The sequence below is a fragment of the Streptomyces sp. NPDC057249 genome (genome assembly GCF_042669245.1).
Taxonomy (GTDB): Bacteria; Actinomycetota; Actinomycetes; order Streptomycetales; family Streptomycetaceae; genus Streptomyces.
The window spans coordinates 55,060-65,733 of record NZ_JBHUXS010000030.1 but is presented as its reverse complement, the minus strand read 5'-3'; the positions used below and the strand labels follow the sequence as shown (position 1 = coordinate 65,733).

Genomic DNA, 10,674 nt, shown 5'->3' with positions numbered 1-10,674 from the left:
CCGGAGGACCGGGCGGCCATTCCTCGCGAGCCACAAGCGGCAAACACCCATCAGCCACACCCGGTCCCCCCGGACCGCCAACCATTCTTAGGGAATCCCCCATGACCACCGCCAAGGACATCATGCACACCGGCGCCACCTGGATTCCGGCGCACGAGACCCTCGACCGCGCCGCGCAGATGATGCGCGAGCACCACGTCGGCGCGCTGCCCATCTCGGCCAGCGGCCAGGAGGACCGGATGATCGGCATCCTCACGGACCGCGACATCGTGGTCGGCTGCGTGGCGGAGGGCCGGGACCCGTCCAAGGTCACCGCGGGCGACCTCGCCCAGGGCACGCCCCGCTGGATCGACGCGGACGCGGACGTGGAAGCGGTGCTGCGGGAGATGCAGGACCACCAGATCCGCCGGCTGCCCGTCGTCGAGAACAAGAAGCTGGTCGGCATGATCAGCGAGGCCGACCTCGCCCGGCACCTCTCCGACGACCAGATCGCCGACTGGGCGGAGCAGGTCTACTCGCGCTCGCACCACTGAATCCACCGCGCGAGTCGAGGTTCCGCGCGGCCCGCCCGGGCATCGCGTCAGTCAGACGATTAGAGTGGGCCGCGTGCCTCAACTACGCCTCGCACTGAATCAGATCGACTCGACCGTCGGCGACCTCGCCGGCAACGCCGAGGCGATCGTCCACTGGACCCGGCACTCCGCCGAACAGGGCGCCCACTTCGTGGCGTTCCCGGAGATGGTGCTGACCGGCTACCCCGTCGAGGACCTGGCCCTGCGGTCGTCCTTCGTCGAGGCGTCGCGTGCCGCGCTGCGCGCGCTCGCCGCCCGCCTCGACGCGGAGGGCTTCGGGGAGATCCCCGTCCTCGTCGGCTACCTCGACCGATCGGAGTTCGCGGCGGAGCGCTACGGCCAGCCGGCCGGGTCTCCGCGCAACGCCGCCGCGGTGCTGCACCGCGGCGGGATCGCGCTGAACTTCGCCAAGCACCACCTGCCGAACTACGGCGTCTTCGACGAGTTCCGGTACTTCGTGCCGGGCGACTCGATGCCGGTCGTACGCGTGCACGGCATCGACATCGCCCTCGCGATCTGCGAGGACCTGTGGCAGGACGGCGGTCGCGTCCCGGCCGCGCGCGCCGCCGGGGCCGGGCTGCTGCTGTCGGTCAACGCCTCGCCGTACGAGCGGGACAAGGACGACACCCGGCTGGAGCTGGTCCGCAAGCGCGCCCGTGAGGCCGGCTGCACGACCGCCTACCTCGCGATGATCGGCGGCCAGGACGAGCTGGTCTTCGACGGCGACTCGATCGTCGTCGACCGGGAGGGCGAGGTCATCGCCCGCGCCCCGCAGTTCGCCGAGGGCAGCGTGATCCTGGACCTGGAGCTGCCCGCCGCCCCGGCCGAGGCGCCGTCCGGCGTGGTCGCCGACGGACTGCGGATCGACCACGTGGTCCTCTCCGAGGAGCCGCTGCCGCCGTACGAGGCGGAGCTCGCCGGCGGTTACGCGGACCGGCTGGACGACGACGAGGAGCTGTACACCGCCCTCGTGGTCGGGCTGCGGGCCTACGCCGCGAAGAACGGCTTCAACAGCGTGCTCATCGGGCTCTCCGGCGGCATCGACTCGGCCCTGGTCGCCGCGATCGCCTGTGACGCGCTGGGCGCGCAGCAGGTGTACGGGGTCTCGATGCCGTCCAAGTACTCCTCGGACCACTCCAAGGGCGACGCCGCCGAGCTGGCCCGGCGCACCGGGCTCAACTTCCGGACCGTCCCGATCGAGCCGATGTTCGACGCGTACATGGGTTCGCTGGGGCTCTCCGGGCTCGCCGAGGAGAACCTGCAGTCGCGGCTGCGCGGCACGATGCTGATGGCCATCTCCAACCAGGAGGGCCAGATCGTCCTGGCCCCGGGCAACAAGTCGGAGCTGGCGGTCGGGTACTCGACGCTGTACGGGGACTCCGTCGGGGCGTACGGGCCGATCAAGGACGTGTACAAGACGTCGGTGTTCCGGCTGGCGAAGTGGCGCAACCGGGCCGCCGAGGAGCGCGGGCAGACCCCGCCGATCCCGGAGGCTTCCATCACGAAGCCGCCGAGCGCCGAGCTGCGGCCGGGCCAGGTGGACACGGACTCGCTGCCGGACTACGACGTGCTGGACCGCATCCTGGAGCTGTACGTGGACCGGGACCAGGGGCTCGAAGCGATCGTCGCGGCCGGTTTCGACCGGGCGCTGGTGGCGAAGACGCTGCGGATGGTCGACACGGCCGAGTACAAGCGGCGGCAGTACCCGCCGGGGACGAAGATCTCGCCGAAGGGGTTCGGGAAGGACCGGCGGCTGCCGATCACGAATCGGTGGCGCGAGGCCGAGGCGGTCTGAAGCCCGCGGGTCTCTGATGCGTGAGCCCGTCCGGGGCTGGGGGTTCGTCCTCAAGCGCCGGACGGGCTGCGTTTGTCCGTCAGTTGCGGCCCGTCCCGGCCGAGGTCTTGTCCTCAAACGCCGGACGGGCTGGATGCCGCCCGCGCCGCCGGTCAGCTGCGGCCCGCTCCGGGCCGAGGTCCGTCCTCAAACGCCGGACGGGCTGGAATGGGCCGCTGAGGTCGTGTCCTCGATCGGCGGGGTGGCTGATTGCGCCACCACCTTCGACGTGCCGCCCTCGCGGTCCAGGGCGCCCGCCGTGACCGCGATCGCCAGGCCCGCCAGGGCCAGTACCGCGCCCACCAGCGCGGGGGACGTCCAGCCCCAGCCCGCCGCGATCGCCGCGCCGCCCAGCCACGCACCGCCCGCGTTGGCCAGGTTGAACGCGGAGTGGTTGGAGGCCGACGCCAGGGTGGGGGCGTCCTTCGCCTTGTTCATCACCAGGATCTGGAGCGGCGTGGTCGTCATGAAGCCCACCGCGCCCAGCAGCACCACCATCAGCAGCGCCGCCCACTTCACCTGGGCGGCCAGCGGGAAGGCCGCCAGGACGACGGCGAGGGCGCCCAGGGACCCGTACAGGGTCGGGCGCAGCGCCCGGTCCGTGAGCGGGCCGGCGGCCAGGGCGCCCAGGGTCATGCCGATGCCGAAGAGCGCGAGCACCGGCGTCACCGCGGACTCGCCGAAGCCCATGGCCTTCGTGGTCATCGCCGACAGGTACGAGTAGACCGCGAAGACGCCGGCGAAGCCGAAGACCGCGGTGAGGAGTCCGAGCAGGACCTGCCGGTTGCCGAGCGCCCGCAGCTCGTGGCGCACGTCCTGCCGGGCCTCGACGGGGATCTGCGGGACGAGCCGGGCGAGGGCCGCCATCGCGCAGACGCCGATGGCCGCGACGACCAGGAAGGTGGCCCGCCAGCCGAGGTGCTGGCCGAGCAGGGTCGCGGCGGGCACCCCGACGATGTTGGCGACGGTCAGGCCGAGGAACATCGTGGCGACGGCGCGCGCCCGGCGCCCCTCGGGCACCAGCCGGGAGGCGACGACGGCCCCGACGCCGAAGAACGCGCCGTGCGGCAGACCGGCCAGCAGCCGGCCCGCGACCAGCCAGCCGAAGCCGGGGGCCAGCGCGGAGGCGAGGTTGCCGACGGTGAAGAGGGCCATCAGGAGCAGGAGCATCCGCTTGCGCGGGACGCGGGAGCCGACGGCGGTGAGCAGCGGGGCGCCGATCACCACACCGATCGCGTACGCGGAGACGAGGTAGCCGGCGGTGGGTACGGAGGTGCCGAGGTCGTCCGCGACGTCGGGCAGCAGGCCCATCATCACGAACTCGGTGGTGCCGATGCCGAAGGCGCTCACGGCCAGCGCGAGCAGGGCCAGGGGCATGAGGAGAGACCTTTCCGCTTCAGGCCCCCGCCGCAGCCCGGCGAGACCCGGTCGGGGCCTGCGGACGCGCGGAAGGGACGGGAGGGAACGTGGTGGTACGCACGCCCGCGCGGTCCGCCGGTCGGCGGGGCGCACGGCGGCGGGCCGGCCTCGTCGCCGGTGACCTTGTTCCCGTACGGAACAAAGTCTCTCAGAGAATGGGGGCCATCCGGTAAACGGCCCGTTGCGTCAGAGTTCGACGCGGGCGGCGATCGGAAGATGGTCGCTGCCGGTGGCCGGGAGCGTCCAGGAGGACATCGGCTCGACGCCCTTGACCATGATCTGGTCGATCCGGGCCATCGGGAACTTCGCGGGCCAGCTGAACCCGAAGCCGTCGCCCGCCGCCCCCTGGGTGGAGCGCATCTGCGAGGTGACCGCCTTGAGCGCGCGGTCGTTCATCGTGCCGTTGAGGTCGCCGAGCAGGGCGACCCGGGCGAGCGGTTCGTGGGAGATGGCCTTGCCGAGGGCGTCGGCGCTCTGGTCGCGCTGGTTGGCGGTGAAGCCGGCGTGGAGCTTGACCCGTACGGACGGCAGGTGCGCCACGTAGACCGCGAGGGGGCCCTCGGGCGTGGCGACGGTGGTCCGCATCGCGCGGACCCAGCCCATCTTGAGGTCCACCGGCCGGGTGTCGCTGAGCGGGTACTTGCTCCAGAGGCCGACGGTGCCCTGCACCGAGTGGTACCGGAAGCGGCCGGCGAGCGCCTTCTCGTACGCCGCCACCTTGCCGGCCGGCAGCTCCTGGAGGGCGACGACGTCCGCGCCGGAGCCCGCGACCTGGTCGGCGGTGGCGGCCGGGTCGGGGTTGTCGGCGTTGACGTTGTGCGTGGCGACGGTGAGGTCGCCACCGGTGCCGGACTTGTCGGCGAACAGGCCGCCGAACATGTTGAGCCAGACCACGACCGGCAGCAGCAGCGCCACCAGGGCGGTCGCCGAGCGGCGCACCAGGCCCAGGACCAGCAGCAGCGGGACGAACACGCCGAACCACGGCAGGAACGTCTCGGTGAGGCTGCCCAGGTTGCCGATGGTGTTCGGGATCTGGGCGTGGAAGGCCATCACGAGGGTCAGCAGGAGCGACCAGCAGGCCAGAACGATCCCGCGCCGCCAGACGCCCGGGTCCCGGAGGGTCCGGGCGAGTCTGTCGCGCAGGTCCCGGAAGCGGGAGCCGGAGCGCTGCGGTCCCACGCCGTTCCCGGTGTCCGCCCTGTACGCCTGCACCATCGCGCTGTCCTCACTGCCTTGCCGTACACATCGCCGCGCCCCCGACCCTAGGGGATGCGCGATGCCTTTCCTGCCGCCTGTGGCGGTCGTACTGCCACGAGGACGTGGGAGGCGGCTCCGGCAGTTCCGGAGGAGGGGGTGATCGCGGTGCTCTGTGACGAAACGATCACATCCGTCCGCGCCGGGGCGCCAGGCCCTCCATCGCCAGGGCGATGATGCGGTCGGCGAGGTCCTCGGGCAGCGGCGCGTCGGGCCGGTGGATGGTGCGTACGAGCATCGGCCCGAGGAACAGGTCGTCCATCAGCTCCACGTCCGTGTCGTCCCGCAGCTCGCCCGCCTCCACGGCGCGCCGCACGGCGGCGACCATGGCGAGGCGGCGGGGGGCGATCACGGTGCACTGGTACTCGTGCCAGAGCCGGGGATGGCTCTTCATCTGCGCGAACACGTTGTGCAGCAGTACGGAGGAGCGCTGGGCGAGGCCGCGTTTGCGCATGGACTCCAGCAGGACGCGCAGGTCGCCCAGGCCGCCGGTGCCGGAGACCTCGGGCTCCGGGGGCTCGATGGCGCGGAGCACGTCGACGAAGAGCTCCTCCTTGCCGGCCCAGCGCCGGTAGATGGTGGCCTTGCCGACCCCGGCGGTGCGGGCGATGCGCTCGATGGAGAGCGCGGCGAGGGGTTCACCGGCCTCCAGGAGCGCCACGACGGCGTCCAGGATGGCCGCCTCGGCGGCGGCGCTGCGCGGCCGCCCCCGGCGCGGTTCGGGGTCCTCGCCGGGCCCCGGGGGGCCGGGAACCTCGCCGGACCGCTCGTGCGGTGCCTGGTCCTGCACGTGAAACCACCTTTCGCCGCCCCCGATTCTCGCCGACGCGGAAGACGGCCGGCCGTTGCGGGTGAACCGGGCCGCGTGACACGGCCCGGTTCACCCGGAAGGCTCAGCCGGACGCGGCCGGGACCGTCATCGCTCGGCGCCCGCCGGAGCGGGGCGTTCCTCCTCGCGTACGGACCGCGGCGCGGCCGGTTCGCGGCCCGGCAGCCACAGGGCGACCACAAGCGTGCCGATGAGGGCGACGGCGGCCGAGCCGAGGGCCGTGACGTGCATGGCGTTCATGAAGGCGTCGTGCGCGGCGGTGACCAGCGGGGCGCCCTTGGGGCCCAGCTTCTCCGCGATGGCGAGGGTGGCCTCGATGGACTCCCCCGCCGCGTCCCGGGCCCCGGAGGGCAGCGCGCCGAGGTGGTCCTCGATGTCGCCCCGGTAGACGGTGGACAGCACCGAGCCGAGCACGGCGATCCCGAGCGCGCCTCCGACCTGGCGGAACGTGTTGTTGACGGCCGAGCCGGAGCCCGCCTTCTCGCGCGGCAGGGCCTGCATCACGGCGACGGTGACCGGCGGCATGACGTGGGCCATGCCGGTGCCCTGGACGAAGAAGACGACGCACATCAGCCAGACGGGCGTGTCGGCGTCGAAGAGGGCGAAGGCGGCCAGGCCGACGGCGACGGCCAGCATGCCCGCCGTGCAGACCGCGCGGGCGCCGAAGCGGGCGACGACGATCCGGGCGCGGGGCGCGAAGAGCATCTGGGCCACGGCCAGCGGCAGGATCAGCAGCCCGGACTGGAGGGCGCTCCAGCCCCGGACGCTCTGCATGTAGAAGGCGGAGAAGAAGGTGACGCCCATCAGCGCGAAGAAGATCAGCGCGATCGCGGCGACGGCGGCCGAGAACGCGGGCTTCTTGAAGTACGAGACGTCGATGGCCGGGCTGGCGCTGCGCTTCTCGTGGAGGACGAAGACCACCAGGACGGCGAGGCCGCCGACGACCGGGAGGAGGACGGAGACGTCGGTGAAGTCGGCGAGCTCGCCGCCCCGGATGATGCCGTACACCAGCAGCACCAGGCCGATGATGGAGAGCACCACGCCGAGCGGGTCGAGCCGGCCCGGCCGCGGGTCCTTCGAGTCCGGCACCAGCAGGACCATAGCGACCAGGGCGATGATCACCACGGGGACGTTGACCAGGAAGATCGAGCCCCACCAGAAGTGTTCGAGGAGCAGGCCGCCGGTGATCGGGCCGATCGCGATGCCGAGGCCGACGCTGCCGGCCCAGATGCCGATCGCCTTGGGCTGCTCGTCGCGCTCGAAGACGTTCATCAGGACGGCGAGTGTGGCCGGCATGACGAAGGCGGCGCCGAAGCCCATCAGGGCACGCCAGGTGATGAGCTGGCCGGGCGAGTCGGACAGGGCGGCGAGGGCGGAGCCGGCGCCGAAGAGGGTGATGCCGAAGAGCAGGATCTTCTTGCGGCCGAGGCGGTCGCCCAGCAGGCCGGCGGTGAAGAGCAGGCCGGCGAAGACGAGCGTGTAGGAGTTGATCGCCCACTCCAGCTCGCTCTGGGTGGCGCCGATGCCCGTGGGCGAAGGGGAGGCGATCGTCTTGACGGCGACGTTCAGGATCGAGTTGTCCAGCACCACGATGAGCAGGCTGAACATCAGGACCACGAGAATCGCCCAGCGGCGGCGGTGGACCGCCTCCGGTATCTGGGGCACGGCGGGAGCGCCGGAGGGTGTGGACATGAGGAGCAGCCTAGACGCATTGCGATACGAGACCGTCTCGTATTGTAAATTCTTTACCGAGGGCCCGGGCGCGCGGCCCACTTCCCGCGACCGGCTCCGGGATGCCACCATGGAAGCGGTCCGGGGACGCCGTCAGGGCGCCTCGAGATGACGAAGGAGCCACCTGCCATGTCGCTTCAGGCTGCGCAGAACCAGTCCGCCACCCCCGCGGGTGCCCCCTCCGACAGCAGCAAGGCGCTGTACGGGGGCAAGAGCAACCGCCGGGTCACCGTCCACGACATCGCCGCCGCCACCGCGCGCGGCGAGAAGTGGCCCATGCTCACCGCCTACGACGCGATGACCGCGTCCGTCTTCGACGAGGCCGGCATCCCGGTCATGCTCGTGGGCGACTCCATGGGCAACTGCCACCTCGGCTACGAGACCACCGTGCCCGTCACGATGGACGAGATCGCCATCCTGTCCGCCGCCGTCGTCCGGGGCACCAAGCGCGCCCTGATCGTCGCGGACCTCCCCTTCGGCGCCTACCAGGAGAGCCCGGTCCAGGCCCTGCGCAACGCCACCCGGCTCATCAAGGAGTCCGGGGTCGGCGCGGTCAAGCTGGAGGGTGGCGAGCGCAGCCACGAGCAGATCAAGCTGCTGGTCGACGCCGGCATCCCGGTCATGGCCCACATCGGTCTGACCCCGCAGTCCGTCAACGCGATGGGTTACCGGGTCCAGGGCCGGGGCGAGGAGGCCGCCCAGCAGATGCTGCGCGACGCCAAGGCCGTGCAGGACGCCGGCGCGTTCGCCGTCGTCCTGGAGCTGGTACCGGCCGAACTGGCCGCCGAGGTCACCCGCACCCTGCACATCCCGACCATCGGGATCGGCGCGGGGCCGGAGACCGACGCCCAGGTGCTGGTCTACACCGACATGGTCGGGCTGACCGGCGGCAAGGTGCCGCGCTTCACCAAGCAGTACGCCGACCTGCGGCAGATCCTCGGCGACGCCGCGAAGGCGTACGCGGAGGAGGTCGTGGGCGGCACGTTCCCGGCCCCGGAGCACACCTTCCACTGAGGCCGCAGGGGCCCGCCCCCGACGACCACCACCGGTAACGACGACAGCCCGCCGACTTCCCCCATCGGCGGGCTGTCGGCCGTTGTCGGTGGGAGCGAGCGGGCTGTCGGCCGGCTGTCGGCGGCCTGTCGGTGGCGGCTGGTCTGATAGTCGGCATGACGCGAATCGACAAGAACCCCAAGCGCGGCGGGAACGCCGTAGAGGTGCGGGGACTGGTCAAGCACTACGGCGAGACCAAGGCCCTGGACGGCGTGGACCTCGATGTGCGCGAGGGCACCGTCCTCGGCGTGCTCGGCCCCAACGGCGCCGGCAAGACCACCCTCGTACGCTGCCTCTCCACACTGATCACGCCCGACGCCGGGACCGCGGTCGTCGCCGGCTTCGACGTGGTGAAGCAGCCCCGTGCACTGCGCCGCACCATCGGCCTCACCGGCCAGTACGCCTCGGTCGACGAGAAGCTCTCCGGCTGGGAGAACCTCTACATGATCGGGCGGCTGCTCGACCTGCCCCGCAAGAGGGCGCGGGCCCGGGCCGACGAGCTGCTGGAGCGCTTCTCGCTCACGGACGCGGCGAAGAAGGCCGCGATGGAGTACTCCGGCGGAATGCGCCGCCGGCTCGACCTGGCCGCCTCCATGATCGGCAGCCCGGCCGTCCTCTACCTGGACGAGCCGACGACGGGGCTCGACCCCCGCACCCGCAACGAGGTCTGGGACGAGGTGCAGCGCATGGTCGCGGAGGGGGCGACCGTGCTCCTTACCACCCAGTACATGGAAGAGGCCGAACAGCTGGCCAACGAGCTGACCGTCATCGACAAGGGCCGGATCATCGCCCGCGGCGGTGTCGACGAGCTCAAGGCCAAGGTCGGCGGCCGCACCCTGCAGATCCGCCCCTCGGACCCGGCCGAGCTGGCCCCGATGGCGCAGGCGCTGCGGGAGACCGGTCTCGACGGTGTCGCCGGCGCGCAGGCGGTCCCGGACGAGGGCCTGCTCTACGTACCGATCCTCAGCGACGAGCAGCTGACCGCCGTCATCGGGCTGCTCGGCACCCGGGGCTTCTCGCTGGCCCACGTCGCCACCGCGCTGCCCAGCCTGGACGAGGTGTTCCTCGCCATCACCGGCGACAAGGCCACCGCCACCGACACGATTCCCGAGGAGGTCGCGGCATGAGCACGACGACTCTGACGCCCACCCCCACCGGCACGCCCGTCTCCGCGCCGGTCACGAAACTCCACGACGAGGGCTCCATCGGCCTGCGGAACAACCTGCGCCACATCGGGGCCCTGGTCCGGCGCAACCTGCTCCAGATCAAGAAGGATCCGGAGTCGATGTTCGACGCGCTGCTGATGCCCGTCATCTTCGTGCTGCTGTTCGTGTACGTCTTCGGCGGCTCGGTCGGCGGCAGCATGGGCGGCGGCCGGCAGGAGTACCTGAACTACCTGATCCCCGGCCTGATGGCGATGATGGGCATGAACATCGCCATGGCCGTCGGCAGCGGTGTCAACGACGACTTCCGCAAGGGGGTCATGGACCGCTTCCGCACCATGCCGATCGCGCGCTCCTCGGTGCTCGTCGCCAAGATCGTGGTCGAGCTCGGCCGGATGATGGTCGCCACCCTCATCCTGCTGGGCATGGGCTTCGCCCTCGGCATGGAGCTCCACGGCTCCGTGCTCGGGCTGATCGGGGCGATCGGCCTGTCGGCCGCGTTCGGCGCCGCGATCATGTGGATCTTCATCCTGCTCGGCCTGGCCATGAAGACGGCCCAGGCGGTCCAGGGCATGGGGATGCTGGTCATGATGCCGCTCCAGTTCGGCTCCTCGATCTTCGCCCCGCCGACGACGATGCCCGGCTGGCTCCAGACGTTCACCGACTACAACCCGCTGTCGAACCTGGCGGACGCCGCGCGCGGCCTCATGATGGGCACCTCGCTCGGCAACTCGGTCTGGCTGACGCTCGGCTGGGCCGTGGTCATCACGGCGGCCGTGGCTCCGCTCGCGGTCTCCAGGTTCCGCAAGAAGTCCTGAC

9 protein-coding genes are annotated in these 10,674 nt (G+C 71.6%); 5 read left to right on the top strand and 4 right to left on the bottom strand.

The genetic code is table 11. The features are described 5' to 3' along the window. Positions 1-101: 101 nt before the first annotated feature. Together ACFUJY_RS33785 and ACFUJY_RS33780 are read left to right on the top strand one after the other, a co-directional pair. The gene (locus ACFUJY_RS33785) at positions 102-533 is read left to right on the top strand and encodes a CBS domain-containing protein (RefSeq protein WP_383306757.1); all 432 of its coding nucleotides are present in this window, start codon (positions 102-104) and stop codon (positions 531-533) included. A gap of 73 nt (positions 534-606) precedes the next feature. Beyond that, positions 607-2,367, top strand: a complete 1,761-nt coding sequence (locus ACFUJY_RS33780) for an NAD+ synthase (RefSeq protein WP_383306755.1) — start codon at positions 607-609, stop codon at positions 2,365-2,367. A gap of 186 nt (positions 2,368-2,553) precedes the next feature. Here the strand turns inward: ACFUJY_RS33780 and ACFUJY_RS33775 are convergent, their stop codons facing one another. From ACFUJY_RS33775 to ACFUJY_RS33760, 4 genes are all read right to left on the bottom strand, one after another. Then, positions 2,554-3,783 (bottom strand): MFS transporter, encoded by a 1,230-nt coding sequence (locus ACFUJY_RS33775; protein WP_383306753.1) that lies wholly within the window; start codon positions 3,781-3,783, stop codon positions 2,554-2,556. 228 nt (positions 3,784-4,011) lie between these two features. Beyond that, on the bottom strand, positions 4,012-5,040 hold the full coding sequence (locus tag ACFUJY_RS33770; protein ID WP_383306751.1) for an endonuclease/exonuclease/phosphatase family protein: 1,029 nt from the start codon (positions 5,038-5,040) through the stop codon (positions 4,012-4,014). Between the two features lie 166 nt (positions 5,041-5,206). Beyond that, positions 5,207-5,869, bottom strand: coding sequence for a TetR/AcrR family transcriptional regulator (locus ACFUJY_RS33765; protein WP_383306749.1), 663 nt, complete (start codon positions 5,867-5,869; stop codon positions 5,207-5,209). A gap of 126 nt (positions 5,870-5,995) precedes the next feature. Continuing rightward, the gene (locus ACFUJY_RS33760) at positions 5,996-7,600 is read right to left on the bottom strand and encodes an MFS transporter (RefSeq protein ID WP_383306747.1); all 1,605 of its coding nucleotides are present in this window, start codon (positions 7,598-7,600) and stop codon (positions 5,996-5,998) included. A gap of 168 nt (positions 7,601-7,768) precedes the next feature. On the opposite strand from ACFUJY_RS33760, the gene panB reads away from it, so the two are divergent. The 3 genes from panB (at position 7,769) to ACFUJY_RS33745 (ending at position 10,673) form a co-directional block, all read left to right on the top strand. Continuing rightward, positions 7,769-8,653: a 3-methyl-2-oxobutanoate hydroxymethyltransferase gene (gene panB / locus ACFUJY_RS33755; protein ID WP_365679536.1), complete on the top strand. Its 885-nt coding sequence runs from the start codon at positions 7,769-7,771 to the stop codon at positions 8,651-8,653. Positions 8,654-8,808: 155 nt separating this feature from the next. Next, a complete protein-coding gene (locus tag ACFUJY_RS33750) occupies positions 8,809-9,819 on the top strand; it encodes an ATP-binding cassette domain-containing protein (protein WP_383306744.1) in 1,011 nt (336 codons plus the stop codon). Further along, a complete protein-coding gene (locus tag ACFUJY_RS33745) occupies positions 9,816-10,673 on the top strand; it encodes an ABC transporter permease (protein WP_383306742.1) in 858 nt (285 codons plus the stop codon). Before ACFUJY_RS33750 ends, ACFUJY_RS33745 begins: the two co-directional genes overlap by 4 nt. Position 10,674: the final 1 nt, after the last annotated feature.